Origin of the sequence: Hymenobacter artigasi, from assembly GCF_012275535.1 — a bacterium.
Taxonomy (GTDB): domain Bacteria; phylum Bacteroidota; class Bacteroidia; order Cytophagales; family Hymenobacteraceae; genus Hymenobacter; species Hymenobacter artigasi.
Window position 1 is genome coordinate 135,544 of record NZ_JAAVTK010000009.1, and the last position, 21,171, is coordinate 156,714.

Below are 21,171 nucleotides of genomic sequence, written 5' to 3' on the forward strand. Positions count from 1 at the left end.
ACCGTTGACTTATGCTGTCTCTACCTGAACTCGCTGCATTTTTGCAAAACGCGCATTGGCCGCAAATACAAGAGCGACGACCAACATTCTTCTCTATTGCGGGCTTTCCGCATTACGAGAACGTAATGAGCAATGTATATCAGTTCTTTTTTAGCACAGAAAGTCCGCATGACTTAGGCAGCTTATGCATGGACGCGCTTGGTGATGTAATTCAAGGGCAAAGCAATATTGTGCCGTGGCCAGAAAATGAGTTTCGGCGCACCCATGCTAGACGGGAGCTTCGCACCGACAACGATAAGCGGCTGGATATTTTGCTGCATAATGGTTCGGACGAAGACGAATGGCAGAGCGCAAGTACATTGGTGCTCATTGAAAATAAAGTGTACCATTGGCTAGCAAATGATTTGGGCGAATACTGGCAATTTGCGGGGAAGCAAAATCCATCTTGCACAAGAATTGGGATTGTATTAGGCCTAAAGCGAGAAGACATTCCTGAACCGTGGCAGAAGGATTGGATAGCAGTAACCCATCTTGAGTGGGCGCAGGCAATAGAAAAGCGGCTTGGTGCCTACATATATCGTGCGGAGTCTCGCTATGTCACATTGTTATTGGAATTAATAGAAAACATCCGCCACATGAGTGCAACTGAGAATTTCCAGCAATTACAATTCTTCCAGCAGAACCGAGCCGCAATATTTCAGGCCGAGCAAATCAGAAGAGATGCTTTCTTGCAGTTTCCTGAAGCGTTGAGGCAATCGTTACCCGGCTATGATATGGCAGGCAGTAAGTCTGAAAGCAATCAAGGCTGGCTTGTTATTTACCGACGAGGCAGTAACCGCTTTAAGTATGTCCTCTCATATTACGAATTATTTCACGAAGGCACGAAAACTCCTACTTACAGAATCCAACTAGTAGGCGCATCGGTGCCAGCAGAAGAAGCCCAAAAAACCCAGGCTACTCTGCTGACGGAGGAGCATTCCCAATACCGGCATTTTGAAGTGGATGACAATAATCCGCACCACGTCTTAACTAAAACTTACCCGTTGCAATCAAGCAGCTCAAAACCGTTGCATGAAATAATTATTACTAGCTTAAAGGACGACTGGCAGCCCCTTGAGAAATTATGGTTAAACCAGCCCGAAACATGACCCGCTGGCTCCTCCCCTTTCTGCTTCCGGCCACCGTAGCCATCGCCGCCTACCCGCGCCTGCACCGCCGCCTGCTCCGCTACCAGAGCCACCGCGCCGCTGAAGCCGCCACCGCCCAAATCGCGCCCCAGCTCCGCGACGGCGACCTGATTTTCCATACCTCCCTCTCGGCTCAGAGCCGGGCCATTCAGCTGGCCACGCACTCGGCCTGGAGCCACTGTGGCATCGTGTATAAAGATGGCGCAAACTGGCAGGTGTTCGAAGCCGTGCAGCCGGTGAAGCGCACGCCGCTGGCCGATTGGGTGGCGCGGGGCCAGGGCGGCCACTTCGTAACCAAGCGGCTGCGCAATGCGGCCACCGTGCTCACACCCGCCGCGCTGGCCCGCCTGAAGGAGGCAGGGAAGCCCATGCTGGGGCATAATTACGACCTGTATTTCGGCTGGTCCGACGACCGGATTTACTGCTCCGAGCTCATCTGGAAGGTGTATGAGCGCAGCCTCGGCCGGCGACTGGGGCAGCTCCAGCATCTGCGCGACTTCGACCTGAGCCACCCTGCCGTGCAGGCCAAGCTGCGCGAGCGCTACGGCAACAGCTTGCCGCTGAACGAAAAGGTGATTTCGCCGGTCAGCATTTTCAATAGTCCCGAGTTGGTGACGGTACTCACTCGCTAAGGCCGCACCAGCTTGATTTGGGCGCGCTGATTCTGGCCCTTTAGCAGCAGGTAATACAGGCCGGAAGCGGTTAGCTGGCGGGAGAAATCGAGCTGCTGGGCAGGCCCGGCCAGCTGGCCGCTCGCCAGCGTAGCGCCTACCCCCGACACCAGCGAATACACCACCGGACCCTGAAAATCATCGGGCAGCAGCACCCACAACCGGCCATCGCTGCTGGGGTTGGGGTATACCTGAGGCGTGGCAATGCCTGCGGGGCCGCTCAACCGGCTTTCGGCCTGGCTGCTGCCGGTTGCCGGGTCTGGCTGTGCCATGCTGCTGAAATCAGTGGCCAGGGTGATTCTGGCCGCGCCGGCGGTATTCTGACGCCACACTTCAATTCCCGATAGGTTGGCATAGCCCCCGGCGGTACTCACCACCAACGTGCCATTGCTGGCAACGGTGGTGGTGTAAGGCCCCAGCCGGCTCCAGCTCCCGGCCGGCCCGCTGTTGTATTTGGACAGCACCAGCTGGCCCTGCACGCGCACATCGAATATTTCTGGGTTGTTGTCTTCCCACACGTAGGCATACACGGCGTAGGTGCCCGCCGGCACATTGCGCAGCGTCGCATCGAGGCTGGGGCCGTACACCGACGAGCGAATCATGCTGGCCCGTGGGGCATCGGTAGCCGGATTAAGGGGGATATTTTGATTCGCAAACCGAGTGCCCGTGACGGTGAAGTTGGCCGCCCCCGTGGCGGCTTCCCAATTCTGGCCGTCGAGCACCAGCGCATTGCCGTTGATATTTAAGGCCCGGTAAAACGCTAATCCCGTGCCGCTAACAGCCGTGAAGGTGGCGGTAATGGCCCTATTGGCCGTCATGGTCACCGTGAGCGGATTAGTGTTGCCCGTGGCGTCGCCACTCCAGCCGGCGAAGGTGAAGCCCGCCCCGGCTGTGGCCGTCAGGCTCACCGTGCTACCGCTGGGGTAAGTGGCCTGATTCGGGGTTTTTGTTACCGTGCCACTGCCCACCGTGGTCACCGTCAGCGTGTAGGTCGTGGCTGGGGTGGCGGTAAAGGTGGCCGTGATGTTTTTATTCCCGGTCATTGGCACCGATAAGGGATTGGCTGTGCCCGAGGCATCGCCACTCCAGCCGCTGAATTGGTAGCCGGCGGCGGGCGTGGCCGTCAGGCTCACCGTGCTGCCGCTGGGGTAGGTGGCCTGATTCGGGTTTTTCGCTACCGTGCCACTGCCCACCGTGCCGATGGTGAGGGAGTAGCTGGCAGCGGCCGTCTGGTTTGTGACGCTGAAGCTGATGCTGAGGGGCGTGCCAGCCGTGCCACCGCCACCGCCAGCGGTGTAAGGCGTAGCCGTGAGGGTATAGTTGCCGACTCCCGGCGTCCAGGAATTATAAACGCCAGCGCCGTTGTCACCAAACAGCACGTAGGGCGCTACCGACTCGGTCTGGCTCCGGGCAGTGGCCCCGCCGAGGACGAGAACGACACTGCCCACCGTGGCCGGGTTGGTATTGGCCCGAATGTTCAGGCGAGTAGTAGGCAAGGTGGCCAGGTTGAGGGTGGTTCCGGGGGCCAGGGCCTGAATGTCGCCCCCCGTGTCGGCATTCACCAGGGTGTAGCTCGTCACGCTTTGCCCGGCCGGTGCGGCGGTGAAAGTGGCCGTGATGCTTTTGTTAGCCGTCATGGTCACCGTGAGCGGATTGGTGCTGCCCGTGGCATCGCCGCTCCAGCCGGCGAAGGTGAAGCCGGCGGCGGGCGTGGCCGTCAGGCTCACCGTACTGCCACTGGGATAAGTGGCCTGATTCGGGTTTTTCACTACCGTGCCGCTGCCGGTAGTGTTGGTGGTCAGCGTGTAGCCGGCAGCCGGGGCAGTGGTGAAAGTGGCGGTTATGTTCTTGTTGGCCGTCATCGTCACCGTCAGGGGGTTGGTGGTGCCAGAGGCGTCGCCACTCCAGCCGCTGAACTGAAAACCGGCCGCTGGGGTGGCCGTTACCGTCACACTGCTGCCGCTGGCATATGCCGCCTGGTTCGGGCTCTTACTCACCGTGCCGCTGCCGGTGGCAGCAACCGTGAGCGAGTACGTGGTCGGATTAGTGCTGCCGCTCACCTGGTTATAGGCCACCTGCTGCAAGGCCACGGCATCGGCCGGCGCAATGCCCAGGTCGGCGGCGGCGAGTTCCCCGGCCCCCAGAGAGCGTGGGTCAACCCCCGTAATTTGTTGAAGCAACACACAGGCGCTCAGGTATGAGCCCCATTTGCTGGCGTGGAAGTAGCTGGACCACAAGTCGAGCTGCCCGGCCGTGGGCGTGTAGGGATTGGACATGGCCACGCCCGTTTGCATGGCCAACTGCCAGGCATCACCCACGGGAGCCACCGCTTCGAAACGCCCATTCTGCGCAAATACCTGGTAATAGGCATTGTGCAGGTCGGTTCCCATGGCCGTAATGGGCTGGCCCGAATACGGCTGGCCGGCCGGATACGTCAGGTCGGCGCGCGCCCAGGTTTCGTACAGGTAGATTTTTGCGGCGGCGTTCACCGAATGAATCGCCTGCTCGAGCTGCGTGGAATAATTGGAAAAATCGGCCTGATTGCCGCCTTTGTTCGCCGGCAACGGTCCCGTACTTAATTCCTGCAGCACCACTTTGTCCCATTGGGCCTGCCGGATAACCGTGAGGGCATTGGTGTAGTGGTAGGTCAGGTCTACCCCGTTAATGGCCTCGATGTGCACTTCGTAGGCCAGCCCGGCCTCGTCGGCGAACTTCTTGAAAATGCCCGGCACCCCGCCCCAGGGTCCCGAGTCGTCGCTTTCGTGCCGGGGAGAATTGGTGGGCAGCCCGTAGTTTTCGTCCGTCAGGGCGGCGGCGTTGTATTTAAGCACCGGGGCAATGTAACCGTGCGTAAAGCTGTTGCCCACAAACAAAATGCGGGTTTGGGCCAATGCTGGCGCGGCGGGCATTAGCAGGCCCACAACCAGCAATAGTTTCAGCAGATAACGGCTGCTGAAACGCAGGGAGAGAAAATTGACTACCATAGCAAAAACATGTTACAGGTAAAAAAGTCAGTTAAGCACCTATTCAGCAAGCAATAAAATATCCTGCTTCGCCTGGCAGACGCGTGCCGGAGCACGACCGGTCGAGCTATTCCCCGACACCCTTCAAGTGGCCCACCCGGCTGCCCGATGCGCAGGAGCATACCCATGCCAGCCGGGCACTGGCAATCAGGCCAAATCGCCACGGCAGGAAAAATGCGGGGTTGTAGTAGCCGCACACGGCCCGCCTGCCACTGCGCCCATGGGCAGCCGAGAAGTATTTGACAGTTGATTCGTCAGACTGCCCGGCAAAGCACCGGGCCAGTCTGGTCCGGTGCTTTGCCGGTGGTTGCAGTGCGTACTAGCAAATTGAATCTATGCAGACTTCAATTTTCCTTCCCAATCGAAATGGGAATCACATTATTCACTCTCGTCACGCCGGTAACTTTTGTGCCAGGGGTTGCAGTTAGCTGCTGGTTGTTGCTCGTCCTAAAAAACGGCACGCAAGCGTTAAACTAGCAGTTGAGCAGCACCCAAAACAGCAGCCCCAAACGCTACTGCGTAACAGCAGCTATTAATCGCCTTCACCCTCGAACGCACTGCGGTGCTTACCAGACTGCTTCCAACAGGCAAACCGAATAACACGCAATAGTCAAGGTGATTGTATTAGTCCAATAATTAGCTTTTCATAAGCAATGGCTAATTACGATATATATAGATTAATGTTTTATTATTCGATTTTATTCATGCTTGTAAGCGACACTTACCGCGCAGCGGGCCGAAACCCGTAATTTCGTTGGGTAAGCTTTCTCATTTTGCGCCCCTCCTCCCCCGGCGGCTTCCGCTGCGCTGGGTACTGGCCGAAACTTTGGCGGCGCGGGCCGACCTTTAGCCCTGATTCAATCCGACTTTCGTTTGCTGACTACTTCCTATTCTTCCTGGTTTATCCTGCTCTGCCTGGCCGTGGGCGCGGGCTACGCGGCCCTGCAGTACTCGGCCAAAGCCCCGTGGAGCAAGCAGCGCAATTATGCGCTGGCCGCCCTGCGCTTCGCCGTGGTGAGCTTTTTGTGCTACCTGCTGCTGGCCCCGTTCATCAAAACTACCACCACGCGCACCGAAGCGCCCACGCTGGTGCTGGCCATCGACAACTCGCAGTCGGTGGAGCTGTTCACGCCCAAAAACGTGCTGGGCCAGGCCACCACCGGCCTCGCCCGGCTGGCCGAAACCCTAAGAGGCAAAGGCTTCACCATCGAAACCCGAACGCTGACGCCTGCGCCCGGCCGCCCGGACCGGCTCGATTCTTTACGCTTTTCCGCCGCCACTTCCGACCTCGACCAGCTGCTCAGCAGCACCCGAGAGGCCTACGACGGCCGCAACCTGGCCGGCGTAGTGCTCCTGAGCGATGGCCTCGTGAACCAGGGCCGCAGCCCCGCTTATTCGGAATTCAACTTCCCGATTTACACCGTGGCCGTGGGCGACACCGTGCCCAAGCGCGACCTGCGCCTGACCGGCCTCACCTACAACCGGGTGGCTTTCAGCGGCAATAAGTTCCCCATTGAGGCCGAATTGGGTTTCGAAGGCTACGCCGGCGGCGCGGCTACGGTGGAGCTGCGCGAGGGCCGCCGCGTGCTCGATAGCCGCCGCGTGGCCCTGCCCGCCGGCCGGCGGCGGGCGCACACCACCTTCCAGCTCACGGCGCCCGCGCCCGGCAAGCGCCGCTACGAGGTACGCATTGTGCCCCAGCCCGGCGAGTTTACCGAGCTGAACAACCAGCGCACGGCCTTCATCGAAATCGTGAAGGGTAAGCTGCGCGTGCTGCTGGCCGGCGCGGCCCCGCACCCCGACCTGAAAGCCCTGCGCGCCGCCATTCTGGCCAACGACAACTTCGACCTCACCCTGGCCCTGCCCGGCGTGCAGCCGCTGAAAGCCGATGCCGATTTCGACGTGGCCATTCTGCACCAGCTGCCGGCCCAGGGCGGGCTGGGCAACGAGATTCTGGCCCAGGTGAAGGCCCGCAAAACGCCCGCGCTCTACATTTTGGGCGCACAGTCGGACCTGCCGGCCTACAACCAGCTGGGCGCGGGCCTCACCATTCAGCCGCGCGGGGCGCAAACCGATGAGGTGACGCCCGTGCCCAATCCCGGCTTCGCCCGGTTTGCGACGGACGAGGAATCGGCCCGCCGCTTTGCGCAGTACCCGCCTGCACCGGTGCCGTTTGGCGACTACCGCCTCGGGGCCGGGGCCGAAGCCGCGCTCTGGCAGCGCGTGGGCCGTGTGCCCACTCAAAAGCCCCTGCTGGTTTTTGGGGGCCCAACGGACCGCCGCCAGGCCACGCTGCTCACCGATGGCAGCTGGCAATGGCGCTTGCAGGAAGCCGTGGAGCACGACAACAAGCCCGAGGCCTACGACCGCCTCATCATCCGCACGCTGCAGCTCCTCACCCAGAATGCCAATAAGAAGCGCCTCGACGTGTACCCCACGCAGGACGTATTCGGCACCCAGGACGATGTGACCCTTGGGGCCGAAACGTACAACGCCGTCTTCGAGCGCCTCTACAACCAGCAAATCGACCTGGTTTTGACCGACGACCAGCAGCAGGCCCGCCGCTTCTCCTTCGCCAACCCGGAAGACGGCTCGCCCCTGCACCTGGGGCCGCTGCCCGCCGGCCGCTACCGCATTCAGGCCCGCGCCACGCTGGGCGGCCAGCCCCAGCAGGATGCCGGCGAGTTGCTGGTGCAGGCGCAGCCGCTGGAGGCCCTGGAGTCGAAAGCCGACCACAACCTGCTGGCGCAGCTCGCACGCCGCAGCGGCGCCCAGCTGTACTACCCGGCGCAAATGGACAAGCTGGCCCAGGACATCATCAAGGCCAACTACAAGCCGGTGATTACGGCCGAGGAAGATTTGAAGGATTTAATCAATCTGAAGTGGATTTTCTTCGTGATTCTGGGCTTTCTGACGGTAGAATGGGCCGTGCGGAAGTATTCGGGGAGCGTGTAACTGTGCGGTAAGCTTTAGCTTGCCGTGGCGAGTTTGAGTGCATGAAACGGACGGCAAGCGAAAGCTCACCGCACATTCAGTAAAGCAAAGCAGCGGCCGCTACGTCCTCCCTCCTACATCACCGAACCAACATGAACCTACGAGTTATTCTCACCGGGGCCACCGGCATGGTGGGCGAGGGCGTTCTGCTCGAATGCCTGCAGAACCCCGCCGTGGCGCACGTACTGGTGCTCACGCGCAAGCCCACCGGCCGCACCCACCCCAAAATGACCGAGCTGCTGGTGCCCGACCTGGCCAACCTCAGCGCCGTGGAAAGCCAGCTGGCGGGCTACAACGCCTGCTTTTTCTGCGCGGGCGTGTCGGCGGTGGGCCTCTCGAAGGAGGAATACGAGCGCATTACCCACGACATGACGCTGGCCGTGGGCAAAACCCTGGCCCGCCTGAACCCGGAGCTGACGTTCATCTACGTGTCCGGCTCGGGCACTTCGGCGCAGAGCCGCCAGCACTGGGCCCGCGTGAAGGGCCGCACCGAAACCGAGCTGCTGGCCCTGCCCTTCGGCGCCGCGTATATGTTCCGGCCGGGCTTCATGAATGCCACTACCGGCCAGCGCAACATTCTGAAATGGTACGGGGCCATTGCTTGGCTCTATCCCGTGGCCCGCAAGCTGGCCCCGAACTTCGTGAGCTCTATGCAGGAAGTGGGCCGGGCCATGATAAACGCGGCCGACTTTGGCTACTCCAAACCGGTGCTCGAAGTGCGCGACATTGTGGCGCTGGCCCGGGCCAAATCAGTTAAGCATTAGGGATTGAAAGTGAAGGGTCGAAACCGGATGGCGCGGCTTCCCCCAATTTTTCACGCTTAATTCCTAACTTTTAGCTTTCCCGATGCCCAAACCCTTAAAGAAATTCCTTGTGACAACCGGCGGCATTCTCGGCACCTTGCTCGTGGCAGTGGTAGCGTTCACGGGCCTCAGCCCGCAGCTGGGCGGCACGCCTACCAAAGCTGACCGGGCCATTTACGCCAAATCGGGCCACTACAATGCGCAGGAGGGCCAATTCGTTAACCTGATTCCGACCCGGCAAATGACGGGCAGCAGCCTACCAGCGGTGATGTGGAAATTCCTGTTTCACAAGTCGCCCCAGGCCGCCCCACCCGGCCCCCTGCCCCAGCAGCCCCTCGATTCGCTGGCCATCACCCAAAAAACGCCGGACATGGTGCGCGTGACGTGGTTCGGCCACTCGGCCAGCCTGCTCGAAATAGCGGGCCAGAACATTCTACTCGACCCCATGCTCGGCGTGAAAATGGGCCCCGTGAGCTGGGCCACGCCCAAGCGCTACAACCCCGCGCTGGCCATTACGCCCGAGAAGCTGCCCTACATCGCCGCCGTCCTGATTTCGCACGACCACTACGACCACCTCGATTACGAAACCATTCGCAAAATCAAGGACAAGGTGGGCCGGTTCTACGTGCCGCTCGGCATTGGGCCGCACCTGCGGGCGTGGGGCGTAGCCCCGGCGCACATCACCGAAATGAATTGGGGCGACAGCGTGCGGCTGCCCGGCCTCACGCTGCGCTGCACGCCCAGCCGGCACTTTTCGGGCCGGGGCCTCACCAATCGCAATTCCACGCTCTGGTGCTCGTGGGTGGTGCAAACGCCTGCCAAACGGGTTTTCTACACCGGCGATGGCGGCTACGGGCCGCACTTTGCCGCCATCGGTCGGCAGTACGGCCCCTTCGATTTGGCCCTGGTAGAATGCGGACAGTACAACGAAAGCTGGGCCGACATCCACATGGTGCCCGAGCAGAGCGTGCAGGCCGCCCGCGACGTGCGCGCCGCCGTGATGCTGCCAGTGCACTGGGGCGCATTCACCGAATCGCTCCACGCCTGGAACGAGCCCGTAACCCGCGCCACCGCCGAGGCCACGCGCCTGGGCCAGGTAATGACCACCCCGCACCTGGGCGAGCCGGTAACTTTGGGGGCTGCACTGCCGCAGACGCGGTGGTGGGAGTAGTGCGGTAAGCTTTAGCTTGCCGTCGGCTCAAACCCCGTTTTCCTACAAACGGCAAGCTAAAACTTACCTCACAAATGCGTTATATCCTCCTCAACAAGCCCTACGAAGTCCTTACCCAGTTTACCGACGAGCACGGCCGCGCCACGCTCAAGGATTTCGTGCCCGTGCCCGACGTGTACCCCGTGGGCCGGCTCGATTTCGACAGCGAGGGCCTGCTCCTGCTCACCGACGACAAGCAGCTCCAGCACCGCCTCAGCGACCCCAAATTCAAAGTCCCGAAAACCTACTGGGCGCAGGTCGAAGGCACCGTTGCAGATGAAGCCTTACAGCAGCTACGGCGCGGCGTGCCGATAAAAGAAGGCCTGACCGCCCCCGGCGAGGCGGCCGAAATGCCCGAGCCGGCCGGCCTGTGGGCCCGCAACCCTCCTATTCGCTACCGGGCCAGCATTCCCACCAGCTGGCTGGAAATCCGCATTTCGCAGGGCATGAACCGGCAGGTGCGCAAGATGTGCGCCGCCGTGGGCCTGCCGTGTTTACGGCTGGTACGGGCCGCCATCGGCCCGCTGGGCTTGGGTGGGCTGCAACCCGGCCAGTGGCGTGAGCTAACGGCGGCGGAAGTAGCCGAGCTGCGTAAAATATCGGGTGCGCCGCGTCGTTACTAGGCGATTTTTCCGCTTATGAGCCAACGTCAACCATCCCGCCGCCGCTGGCTGCTCCTGTTCCTCTTCGCCGCTTTTGGAGCCATGAATGCCGTGGCCTTCTTCCACGCCTGGCGTTTCACGCACTTCTCCAACGAGCCCGGCCTGCACTCGCCCAACCCCGAGCAGCTCAGCCCCGGCCGGAAGGTGTGGCTGCTGCTCACCGGCATCCGCAACCCCAAGCCCCACAACGGCCCCAAACCCAGCTTCCCGGTCGAAACCGTAACCATCGCCAGCCCCAACGGCCCCCTCGAAGCCTGGCTGGCCCGGCCCGATAGCGGCCGGGCACGCGGCACGGTGGCCCTGTTCCACGGCTACACCAGCAGCAAGTCGCACCTCACCCACGAGGCCGGCTACTTCCGCTACCTCGGCTACAACGTGCTGCTCGTTGACCAAGCCGGTAACGGTAATTCGGCCGGCTTCCGCACCACCGTAGGCTACCGCGAGGCCGACGATGTAGTAGCAGCATTCCATTGGCTGACCGATTCAACCAAGCACCAGGCACTGAGCACCAAGCACCAACCCGTCATCCTCTACGGCGTGAGCATGGGCGCCGTCGCCATCCTCCGTGCCGAGGCCGAGCTGGGCATCCACCCCACCGCCAACATCCTGGAATGCCCCTACGGCAACATGCGCCAAACGGCCTACAACCGCTTCGAATCCATGCACGTCCCCGGCTTTCCGATGGCCGATTTGCTAGTGTTCTGGGGCGGCGTGCAAAACGGTTTCTGGGCCTTCGGCCTCAACGCCGAGCACTACGCCAGCCAAATCCACACGCCCACCCTCCTGCTCTGGGGCACCGCCGACCCGCGCGTAACCCGCGCCGAAACCGATGCCATTTTCACCCATCTCGCCGGCCCCAAAGCCCGCCACGATTTCCCCGGCGTGGGCCACGAGCCGTACTGGAAGCGCTATCCGGCTGATTGGGAACAGCAGATGCAGGCGTTTCTGGGCCGCTGATTCACCATATTCGTCGTTATTCGCTGCATGGACTTATTACAACGAATTCAGCGCTGGTACACTATCAACTGCAATGGTGATTGGGAGCATTCCTATGGCCTTTCCGTTTGGCACGGAATCTCTGTTCAGACGCTAGATAATCCAGGGTGGATGGTCTCAATTGATTTAAAGGACACTTGCCTTGACGCAAGTGCAGTCCCTTATGTATTGCACGAACGCAGCACAGTAAACTGGTTTGGTTATAAGGTTGAAAAAGAGAAATTCGAAGGTGTGGGCGGGCCGGAAAATCTTACCGAAATCCTCGCATACTTTCTTGATACATTCATTCCCGAAAATATTGACCCAAGCTCCACGCTTGAAGTTTATTTGCCTGTGCTTGGATATGAAGAGCAAATATGGTTACATGCTGAAACAAGAATGATTTCAGAGTCAAAAGTTGAAATTGTTTCTATTTCCAATCCAGAATCGACAAATGCCGTAATGTGGCGCTCCGATAAAGAGTTGGATTTGTTGGCTCAATCAGAAATTTCGCTTGCCGACCTACAAACTGAATTTGCGGTTGGTGACCGAATAGAACCTTATATATTCCAAGCAGACGACAATATGCTCCGCACATTCTTAGTTTCACCAGCCAAGAAATGAAGCTTGAGTTGCTGCTGAAACTTCAACAGCCGCTGCTTCCGCCCCCCTGTCAGGAAAACCACACCCGCCCAAACCAAACCCAGCCACTGCGGCGCATAACCCGCCAGCGCCACCCCGAATCGGTGACAATCTGTCACCAAAACGACGCTGGTACGTTGCTTGTAATCCCTGGGTAGCGGCTGTAAAGCGGCTTTGAACCTGACATATTCCACTCTTCTTAACCAACACACCCTCCTCATGGGCAAAATAATCGGCATTGACCTCGGCACCACCAACTCGTGCGTGGCCGTAATGGAAGGCAACGAACCCGTTGTCATCCCCAACAGCGAAGGCCGCCGCACCACCCCCAGCATCGTCGCTTTCCTCGACGGGGGCAAGGGCGAGCGCAAAGTGGGCGACCCGGCCAAGCGCCAGGCCGTGACCAACCCCCAGAACACCATCTCCAGCATCAAGCGCTTCATGGGCCGCAACTTCAGCGAGGTGTCCGCCGAGCAGAAGCTCGTTTCCTACGCGCTGGGAGCCGGTGCCAACAGCACCGTAGCCGTGAAAATTGGCGACCGCAACTATACGCCGCAGGAAATCTCGGCCATGGTGCTCCAGAAAATGAAGCAAACCGCTGAGGATTACCTCGGCCAGCCCGTAACCGAAGCCGTTATCACGGTGCCCGCTTACTTCAACGACGCCCAGCGCCAGGCCACCAAGGAGGCAGGTGCCATCGCCGGCCTCGATGTGAAGCGCATCATCAACGAGCCCACCGCCGCCGCTCTGGCCTATGGCCTCGATAAGAAGCACAAGGACCAGAAAATCGCCGTGTATGACCTCGGCGGTGGCACGTTCGACATCTCCATCCTAGAGCTGGGCGATGGCGTGTTTGAAGTACTGAGCACCAACGGTGACACCCACCTCGGCGGCGACGATTTCGACCAGGTTATCATCAATTTCCTGGCCGACCAGTTCAAGTCGGACAACGAAGGCCTCGACCTGCGCAACGACCCCATGGCCCTCCAGCGCCTCAAGGAAGCTGCTGAGAAAGCCAAAGTAGAGTTGTCCAGCTCGACCGAAACCGAAATCAACCTGCCCTACATCACCGCTACGGCCTCGGGCCCCAAGCACTTGGTGGTGAAGCTGAGCCGCGCCAAATTTGAGCAGCTCGCCGACGAACTCGTGCGTCGCTCGATGGCCCCGGTGAAAAAAGCCCTTTCGGATGCCGGCCTGAGCACTTCGGATATCGACGAGGTTATCCTCGTGGGTGGTTCGACCCGCATTCCCCGCATCCAGGAGGAAGTGGAGAAGTTCTTCGGCAAGAAGCCTTCGAAAGGTGTGAACCCCGACGAAGTAGTGGCCATCGGTGCTGCTATCCAAGGCGGTGTACTGACCGGCGAAGTGAAGGACGTGCTCCTGCTCGACGTGACTCCCCTTTCGCTCGGCATCGAGACGATGGGCGGCGTAATGACCAAGCTCATCGAGTCGAACACGACCATCCCGACCAAGAAATCGGAGACGTTCTCGACGGCCTCGGATAACCAGCCTTCCGTGGAAATCCACGTATTGCAGGGCGAGCGGCCGCTGGCCAGCCAGAACCGCACCATCGGCAAGTTCCACCTCGACAGCATCCCACCCTCGCCCCGTGGCGTGCCGCAGATTGAAGTAATCTTCGACATCGACGCCAACGGCATCCTGAACGTAACCGCTAAGGACAAAGGCACCGGCAAAGAGCAGAAAATCCGCATCGAAGCCAGCTCGGGTCTGACTGACGACGACATCAAGCGCATGCGTGATGAAGCTGCCGCCAACGCCGAGTCGGACAAAGCCGAAACCGAGCGCATCAGCAAGATGAACTCGGCCGACTCGATGATTTTCCAGACGGAGAAGCAGCTGAAAGAGTACGGTGAGAAGCTGAGCGGTGGCAACAAAACCGCCATCGAAGGCGCACTGGCCGACCTCAAATCGGCCCACGAGTCGAAAGATTTGGCCCGCATCGACACCGCCATGGAGGCCATCAACACCGCCTGGCAGGCTGCCTCGCAGGAGATGTACGCCGCTGGTGGGGCCGAAGGTGGCCAGCCCGGCGGGGGCTTCCCCGGCGGCGACGGCCAGGCTGATGGTGGCCAGGGCCAGCCGGCCGGCGACCACGTCACCGACGTCGACTACGAAGAAGTAGACGGCAAATAGACCACGGATTAGCGCCGATTTTTTCGGATTTCGCGGATTTTGTGAATGATTGGAAAAGGCCGGAAGCATAAGCTTCCGGCCTTTTTTATTGTTGGGGTTTTACCTTTAACCCTGCGTTACCGTTCGCGTAAGCAGCGCATTGCCTTAAAGTCGTTGCTCTTATCGCGGCTTTCTATCTCGCATCCCATTTATTCTTATGAAAGTTTCTTCTCTTCTGTTTCCCGCCCGCGCTCTGGCTTTGGGCGCATTGCTGCTTGCCGCCAATTCGTGCAGCGTGAGCGAACAAGTAAAAGATAAGCCCACCGGCAAAAAAGCATCGGCCGAAGCCATGGAAAACGAGGCGTACAGCCTGATGCAGTACCGCCTCAATTTCATGGATGAAGCCACGCTCGGCGGCCAGGATATCCTGTTCGTGCGCCAGGCTTCCGACATTGCCTCGCCCCAGCAAGCCCAGCTTCAAACCGCGCTGCAAAAAGGCAACCTGCCCCTGCACCTCAAAATGCGCGTGTACGCCCGCAATCCCAGCACCACCACCAGCATCCAGCTCAAGCGCCTCGATTACCAGCTGCTGCTCGATGGCAAGGAGCTAACCACCGGCACCACTGGTGCCAATACTGCCCTGGAGTTCAGTGCCATCGAAACCCTGCCCGTTACAGTGGACCTCAACGTGAAGGCAGCCCAGCTGGCCGGCAGCACCCCCGCCGCCTTCGCCGCCGGCCTCACCGATTTCACGGCTGCCAACCGCCGCCTCACCATGCGCATCCGGCCCCTATACATGGGTGCCAACGGCCGCCAGGTACTGCCCACTGACTTTGAAACCGTAGAGTTGGTGACGAAGAAAAAAGTAGCGGCGGCTAAGTAACGCGAGACGCGCAAGTACCGTGCACTGCTGATAACGAACTATAACAGCACGTCATGCAGAGCGCAGCGAAGCATCTTTACCGCACGAGTAATTGATTTACTTATGCGGTAAAGATGCTTCGCTGCGCTTTGCATGACGTTCTTTTTGTTGCCTATTACTACTGTCCTTGATGCTTGTTCCAGCTACTCATTGCCGGCGGCAACATCCTCCACGCCCTCCTCAATTTTTTCCTCGGCCTCGTCGTGGTCGTCGGCATCGGCGGCTTCGAGCTCGTCTTCCTGCTCCTGCCAGCCCTTGGGCTCGTAGCTGAGACGGATGTAGATGGGGTAATGGTCGGAGCCGATGTGGGTGAGGCGCTTGATTTCCTGCAGGCGGAAGTGGGCCGAGTGAAAGACGTGGTCGAGGGGCCAGCGCAGCAGCTTGTAGTCGGCGTGGAAGGTGGGCAGCAGGCCGCGTCCGATGCGCGGGTCGAGCAGGCGCGAGAGCCGCCGGAACAGCTCCGACGTGTGCGACCAGGCCACGTCGTTGAGGTCGCCGGCCACAATGGTCGGCCCGTCATGGTGCTGAATAACCTTGCCCACCACCAGCAGCTCGGCATCGCGGCGGGCGCTGGTTTTCGACTCCTGCGGGGCCGGCGGCTTGGGATGCAGAAAATGCAGGTTGACGGTGAGGCCGCTGGGCAGCCGCACGCAACCGTGAAACGACGGAATATCGGGGTCGAGGATGTAGCGAATCTGCGGCTCGACCAGCGGCAGGCGCGAGAACACCAGCATGCCGTAGGTATTGGGCAGCGGGGCGTGGCAGGTGTAGGGGTAGTCTTTTTCGATGCGCTTGAGCTGGCTCAGCCACCAGTCGTCGGTTTCCACGGCCAGTACCACATCAGGCCGCTGGTGCGTAATGTGGCCCAGCAGGCGCGAGGCGTCGCGGTTATACATCAGCACATTGGCCACAATAATGCTTAGGTGGTGGGCATCATCATCGTCTGGGCGGCTGGCATCGGATACCTGCTTGCGGTGCAGCGGCGTGTAGGGCCAGATGCGGCTGAACTGGTACATCACCGCCACGCCTAGGCTCACCACAAACAGGCTATTGCCGAAGCTGCGCGGCGTGGGCAGCGCCAGCGCCGCGCCCAGACTCAGGAGCAGCGCGGCCACAATTTGCAGGCGTGGAAAGTCGCAGATGCGAATCCACCACGCGGTTTGGCGGAACACGGGCAGCAGCGTCACGAGCAGCCCCGCGCCCCCGATTATCCATACCACCCAATGGCCGGTGGTCAGCATTACAGAAAGTAAAGTGGGCATTAAAAAAAGTGACGGGTGGGATTTGTAAAAGGGCAATTGACATCTAGATAACGCCATGCAGAGCGCAGCGAAGCATCTTTACTGCCACCCCTAATCATTATGGTTTGATTACTTATTGCGGGCAAGATGCTTCGCTGCGCGCTGCATGACGTGCTGTATTGCGCATTGACACGTCCTACACATCGTCCTGAAACCCGCCCTTGCGCAGCTCCTCAATCGTGCGCATCACCCGGTCCTTAAGGGTGGTGCGGTATTTTTCCAGCGCATCGGCCAGCCGGGCATTGCCGATGGCCAGCATCTGGATGGCCAGAATGGCCGCATTGGTCGCATTATCGAGCCCCACGGTAGCCACGGGCGTGCCGGCCGGCATCTGAATCATGCTCAGAATCGAATCGAGCCCCTGAATGGACAGCGTGCTGTTGATGGGCACCCCAATCACGGGCAGCGTGGTGAACGCGGCCACCATGCCCGGCAGGTGCGCCGCCCCGCCCCCGCCGGCAATCAGCACGCGCAGACCGCGCTTGCGGGCATTTTCGGCATATTCTACCATGCGGTGCGGCGTGCGATGCGGCGAGACGAGCGTAATTTCGTAGAGCACCCCAAACTGCCGGAGTACTTCAGCGGCGGCCGTCATTATCTTCAAATCCGACTTCGAGCCCATGATAATGCCTACCAGAGGCGTTTCGGTGGTCGGTCGGTCGTCGGCCCCGCTCGGAGCGGCAGCAGTAGCGTCAGGAATCATGCAGTAAAAGAACAAGAAGAGCGAAAAGCCGGCCTCCCCCGGCACCGGGCGTAGCGAAGGCCGCCGTTGAAGCGGCAAAATAGGGCTTTTCTGTCCGGTCCGCCCCTTCTCCTACCTTTGTTGCCTATGGAAATTCTACTCGCCACCTTTACCACCCTGTTTTCCATCGTCAACCCCTTCGGGGCGATGCCGGTTTTTCTCACCCTCACGGCCGACGACCGCGCCTCCGAGCGGGCCCGCACAGCCCTGCGCGCCTGCGTATACATGGTGTGTATTCTGAGCGTGGCCTTCTTTGGCGGGCAGTACATTCTGAATTTTTTCGGCATCAATATCCAGCATCTGCGCATCGCGGGCGGCATCCTGCTCATGCGCTCGGCCTTCGAACTGCTTACGCCCGGGGCCAACCGCGACCGCGTGGGCCCCGCCGCCCTCGAAGAAAGCAAGCAGAAGGACGACATCAGCTTCACGCCGCTGGCCATGCCCATGCTCTCCGGGCCGGGCTCGATGGCCATCTGCATCGGCCTGATTCGGCCTACTTACGTGGATAAGGCCATGACCATTGCCGGCTTTGCCCTGGTGGCGCTGGCGGCATTTTTGATTCTGCTGTTCTCGCTGCGGCTCACGCGCCTGCTCGGCAAGCCCGGCATGGCGGCCATGGCGCGCATTATAGGCTTTATCACGCTGGCCATTGGGGTGAACTTCCTGGCCTCGGCCATCGGCGTGCTGTTCCCTGGTTTAACGCGGTAAGCACCGGCCGTAAGCCGTACCTTTACGCTTCCTTATGCTGAAAAACGACCTTTTCCTACGTGCCGCCCGGGGCGAAGCCACCGAGCGCACCCCCGTCTGGCTCATGCGCCAAGCCGGCCGCATCCTGCCCGAATACCGCGCCCTGCGCGGCCGCCTCTCCGGCTTCAAAGAGCTGGTGGAAACGCCCGCGCTGGCCGCCGAAGTCACCATCCAGCCCATCGACGCGCTGGACGTGGATGCCGCCATCATCTTCTCCGACATACTCGTGGTGCCCGATGCCATGGGCCTGCCCTACGAAATGGTGGAAGCCCGCGGCCCGCTGTTCCCCACCACCATCAAGTCGGCGGCGGATATCGACAAGCTCCGCATCCCCGACCCCGAAGACGGCCTCGGCTACGTGCTCGAAGCCTTGCGCATCACCAAAAAAGCCCTCAACGGCCGCGTGCCGCTCATCGGCTTTGCTGGCGCGCCCTTCACCATTCTGGCCTACATGATTGAGGGCCACGGCTCCAAAACCTTCAGCAAAGCCCGCGGCTTTTTGTATAAAGAGCCAGTGCTGGCGCATCGGCTACTGGAGAAAATCACCCTCACCACCATTGCCTACCTGCAAGCTCAGGTGGCGGCCGGCGCGCAGGTCGTGCAGGTGTTCGACTCATGGGCCGGCATTCTGCCGCCCGCGCAGTACACCGAGTTTTCGGCCCGCTACATCGCCCGGATTTGCGAGGCGCTGGCCCCGCTAGTGCCCGTCACCGTGTTTGCCAAAGGCGCGTGGTGGGCCGTGCCCGAGTTCGCCGCCATGCCCTGCCGCACGATAGGCCTCGACTGGAACCAGAACCCCGCCCAGGTGCGTCTGCAAGCCGCCGGCAAAACCCTGCAAGGCAATCTCGACCCCTGCGCTCTCTACGGCACTCCCGAACAGGTGAAAGCCGCTACCGAAGCCATGCTGCGCCAGTTCGCCGGCGGGCCCCACATCGCCAACCTCGGCCACGGTGTCTACCCCGACACCAACCCCGACAACGTCCGCGTATTCGTGGAAACGGTGAAGGCCTGGCGCGGGTAATTTTATAACAATTTCCTATGTTCGGTCCCGTCTTTTACCTCACGCTGGCGCTGCTACTGGGCCTGCTATTTTTCATGTGGCGCTGGTTTCTGGGCCGGCCGGAGCGCAGCAAAGTGGAAACCTTTCTGGTTGTTCTGATTTCGATTGGCAGCCTCTCTCCGGTATTTTTCCTACTCTACCTGATGCTGGCTCAAGGCACCAGCATCCGTTAAAAAAACTCCTTTCCTCATGGATGTAAAAGACAGCAACGGCACCCTGCTCGCCGAAGGCGACTCGGTCACCCTCATAAAAGACCTCAAAGTGAAGGGCTCCTCGCTCACGCTCAAGCGCGGCACAGTGGTCAAAAACATCCGCCTCACCAACAGCGCTGCTGAGATTGAAGGCCGCGCCGGCGGCAGCACCATGGTGTTGAAGACCGAGTTTCTGAAAAAGGCCTAACGTGCTTAATTGCCAGCCATTGAATAGCCACTGATAATGTGCGGCAACTGCTTTAAAGAAGAATATTCATCCTTCCCCAGCTATTGGGCTTTTGAAGCATTTGATTTGCAGTTGACTCAGAAATCACAAGCTGCAAAAGGTTTATGTTATGTAGAGCAGACCCAGATTGACAAGTTTCACGCAGTTTCGACCTATAAGTGTGAGAACTGTGGAACCACATGGCAGCTTTCTGAACCCGATAATGCTTGGCGCGGATTTTTCCTGACGGAACTTAACGCAAAGGCATACCTGACTAAAATCGGTCGTAACGAGAGAGCACACTCTTACGGGTGCTTGGCAATTGTGCTAATTCTTCTTGCCCTAACATTAATTTGGCGATTGAATAGCTAACAGTGCGGGGCTTCACTCCGTGCTGTTAGCTATTTACGCTTCACTGGCGCGAGTTTAGCGCAGCGTAACTCGTGACAAATGATGATGGGGAGGCTGTGCCTCCCCTGCCGCGCCAGCGGCAAGTTGGAACCGCGCCGGCGGAACCGTTCCACGGGAGGCACAGCCTCCCCCGTATGCGAGGCACGAGTTACGCTGCGCTAAACTCGCGCCAGCAACGAGGGTTACAGCCCCGCTTCCTCCGCTTCTTCCAACAGCCGCTGCTTCTCCACGGGCACTACGCCCACCTGCTCGCACACCAGCCCGCCGCCCAGGTTGGCCAGCGCCGCCGTAAAGGCCGCCGGCTGGCCCAAGGCCACACAAAGCGCCGCAATGCTGATGACGGTATCGCCCGCGCCCGACACGTCGGAAATGGTGCGCAGGTGGGCCGGCAGGTAGGTTTTCTCGGCCTCCTGCTGGGCGAATACACCATATTCGGAGAGCGTGACCAGCACGATTTCGGGCGTTAGCACCTCGCGCAGCCGGGTCACGGCGGCCTCGAAACCGACGCGGTCGGTGTTGGGCTCGCCGAACTCCAATTTCAGGCCCTCGCGCAGCTCCTTTAGGTTGGGTTTGAAGAGGGTGCAGTGGCGGTAGGCCAGGAAATTCTTCTTCTTGGGGTCTACCACCGTGGGGATGCCGCGCTGCCGGGCGCGGGCAATGCACTCGGTGATAACATCTTCGGTGAGCACGCCCTTATCGTAGTCCTCGAAGATTACCACATCGGCGCGGGCCAGCAGGTCGTCGTAGGCGGCCAGGAGTTGGGCGGATTCCTCGGCGTTGAGGTCGGTTTCAATTTCGGAGTCGATGCGCAGCAGCTGCTGGCCGTGGGCCAGGATGCGTTGCTTCACCGTGGTAGGCCGTGCCGCGCTGCGGATGAGGCCATCGGCCGGCAGGTCGTGGGCGTGTAGCAGGTCCAGCAGTTGGTCGCCGCCCGCGTCGGTGCCAATCACGGCGCACAGCAGCGGCGTGGCTCCGAGGGCCTGCACGTTCAGGGCCACATTGGCGGCCCCGCCGAGGCGGTTTTCGGTGCGGGCTACGTGCACCACGGGCACGGGGGCCTCGGGCGAGAGGCGCGTGGCGCGGCCCCACACGTAGGCATCCACCATTACGTCGCCGATGATGAGGACGCGCAGGTTGTTGAAGTCTTGGAAAAGGTCGGCGAGGGAAGTTGCGGAAGTAGGCAAATCAATGAAAATAAGCTGTCATCCTGAGCGCAGCGAAGGACCTTATCGCTAAAGAACCGCTTGCAGTAACTCAATCGGCGCAGCAGT

At 60.3% G+C, this 21,171-nt stretch carries 18 protein-coding genes; 14 read left to right on the top strand and 4 right to left on the bottom strand.

Features of this window, described 5'->3' with window-relative positions; all coding sequences use genetic code 11:
• Positions 1–11: 11 nt before the first annotated feature.
• Both HBN54_RS15285 and HBN54_RS15290 read left to right on the top strand, forming a co-directional pair.
• The gene (locus HBN54_RS15285) at positions 12–1,148 is read left to right on the top strand and encodes a PD-(D/E)XK nuclease family protein (protein ID WP_168674088.1); all 1,137 of its coding nucleotides are present in this window, start codon (positions 12–14) and stop codon (positions 1,146–1,148) included.
• The gene (locus tag HBN54_RS15290) at positions 1,145–1,819 is read left to right on the top strand and encodes a YiiX family permuted papain-like enzyme (protein WP_168674089.1); all 675 of its coding nucleotides are present in this window, start codon (positions 1,145–1,147) and stop codon (positions 1,817–1,819) included. Before HBN54_RS15285 ends, HBN54_RS15290 begins: the two co-directional genes overlap by 4 nt.
• On the opposite strand, the gene HBN54_RS15295 is transcribed toward HBN54_RS15290, so the two are convergent.
• On the bottom strand, positions 1,816–4,842 hold the full coding sequence (locus tag HBN54_RS15295) for an InlB B-repeat-containing protein (RefSeq protein WP_168674090.1): 3,027 nt from the start codon (positions 4,840–4,842) through the stop codon (positions 1,816–1,818). The two genes, HBN54_RS15290 and HBN54_RS15295, sit on opposite strands and share 4 nt — an antisense overlap.
• 912 nt (positions 4,843–5,754) lie before the next feature.
• On the opposite strand from HBN54_RS15295, the gene HBN54_RS15300 reads away from it, so the two are divergent.
• From HBN54_RS15300 to HBN54_RS15335, 8 genes are all read left to right on the top strand, one after another.
• Positions 5,755–7,836 (top strand): VWA domain-containing protein, encoded by a 2,082-nt coding sequence (locus tag HBN54_RS15300; protein ID WP_235955546.1) that lies wholly within the window; start codon positions 5,755–5,757, stop codon positions 7,834–7,836.
• A 131-nt stretch (positions 7,837–7,967) separates the two neighbouring features.
• On the top strand, positions 7,968–8,639 hold the full coding sequence (locus HBN54_RS15305) for an NAD-dependent epimerase/dehydratase family protein (protein WP_168674091.1): 672 nt from the start codon (positions 7,968–7,970) through the stop codon (positions 8,637–8,639).
• 82 nt (positions 8,640–8,721) lie between these two features.
• Positions 8,722–9,849 (top strand): MBL fold metallo-hydrolase, encoded by a 1,128-nt coding sequence (locus HBN54_RS15310; protein ID WP_168674092.1) that lies wholly within the window; start codon positions 8,722–8,724, stop codon positions 9,847–9,849.
• Between the two features lie 74 nt (positions 9,850–9,923).
• Positions 9,924–10,511 (top strand): pseudouridine synthase, encoded by a 588-nt coding sequence (locus HBN54_RS15315; protein WP_168674093.1) that lies wholly within the window; start codon positions 9,924–9,926, stop codon positions 10,509–10,511.
• A 15-nt stretch (positions 10,512–10,526) separates the two neighbouring features.
• Positions 10,527–11,507 carry an alpha/beta hydrolase gene (locus HBN54_RS15320; protein ID WP_168674094.1) on the top strand — a complete coding sequence of 327 codons (981 nt, stop codon included), beginning with the start codon at positions 10,527–10,529 and terminating at the stop codon, positions 11,505–11,507.
• 27 nt (positions 11,508–11,534) lie between these two features.
• Positions 11,535–12,149, top strand: coding sequence for an immunity 53 family protein (locus HBN54_RS15325; RefSeq protein WP_168674095.1), 615 nt, complete (start codon positions 11,535–11,537; stop codon positions 12,147–12,149).
• Between the two features lie 237 nt (positions 12,150–12,386).
• Complete coding sequence (dnaK, locus tag HBN54_RS15330; protein WP_168674096.1) at positions 12,387–14,321, top strand: molecular chaperone DnaK; 1,935 nt, start codon at positions 12,387–12,389, stop codon at positions 14,319–14,321.
• Positions 14,322–14,517: 196 nt separating this feature from the next.
• Entirely contained in the window at positions 14,518–15,183 is a 666-nt protein-coding gene (locus HBN54_RS15335) for a hypothetical protein (RefSeq protein ID WP_168674097.1), read from the top strand.
• Positions 15,184–15,365: 182 nt separating this feature from the next.
• On the opposite strand, the gene HBN54_RS15340 is transcribed toward HBN54_RS15335, so the two are convergent.
• Both HBN54_RS15340 and purE read right to left on the bottom strand, forming a co-directional pair.
• Positions 15,366–16,484, bottom strand: coding sequence for an endonuclease/exonuclease/phosphatase family protein (locus tag HBN54_RS15340; protein ID WP_168674098.1), 1,119 nt, complete (start codon positions 16,482–16,484; stop codon positions 15,366–15,368).
• Between the two features lie 175 nt (positions 16,485–16,659).
• The gene (gene purE, locus HBN54_RS15345) at positions 16,660–17,145 is read right to left on the bottom strand and encodes a 5-(carboxyamino)imidazole ribonucleotide mutase (protein WP_235955552.1); all 486 of its coding nucleotides are present in this window, start codon (positions 17,143–17,145) and stop codon (positions 16,660–16,662) included.
• 207 nt (positions 17,146–17,352) lie between these two features.
• On the opposite strand from purE, the gene HBN54_RS15350 reads away from it, so the two are divergent.
• The 4 genes from HBN54_RS15350 to HBN54_RS15365 are packed head-to-tail and all read left to right on the top strand — an operon-like array spanning position 17,353 to position 19,471.
• Positions 17,353–17,973 (top strand): MarC family protein, encoded by a 621-nt coding sequence (locus HBN54_RS15350; protein WP_168674100.1) that lies wholly within the window; start codon positions 17,353–17,355, stop codon positions 17,971–17,973.
• A 34-nt stretch (positions 17,974–18,007) separates the two neighbouring features.
• Positions 18,008–19,033, top strand: a complete 1,026-nt coding sequence (hemE, locus tag HBN54_RS15355) for a uroporphyrinogen decarboxylase (protein ID WP_168674101.1) — start codon at positions 18,008–18,010, stop codon at positions 19,031–19,033.
• A 17-nt stretch (positions 19,034–19,050) separates the two neighbouring features.
• Complete coding sequence (locus HBN54_RS15360; RefSeq protein ID WP_168674102.1) at positions 19,051–19,245, top strand: hypothetical protein; 195 nt, start codon at positions 19,051–19,053, stop codon at positions 19,243–19,245.
• Between the two features lie 16 nt (positions 19,246–19,261).
• Complete coding sequence (locus HBN54_RS15365; protein ID WP_035567109.1) at positions 19,262–19,471, top strand: zinc ribbon domain-containing protein YjdM; 210 nt, start codon at positions 19,262–19,264, stop codon at positions 19,469–19,471.
• A 611-nt stretch (positions 19,472–20,082) separates the two neighbouring features.
• Here the strand turns inward: HBN54_RS15365 and HBN54_RS15370 are convergent.
• Positions 20,083–21,084: a bifunctional heptose 7-phosphate kinase/heptose 1-phosphate adenyltransferase gene (locus HBN54_RS15370; RefSeq protein WP_235955547.1), complete on the bottom strand. Its 1,002-nt coding sequence runs from the start codon at positions 21,082–21,084 to the stop codon at positions 20,083–20,085.
• Positions 21,085–21,171 lie beyond the last annotated feature (87 nt).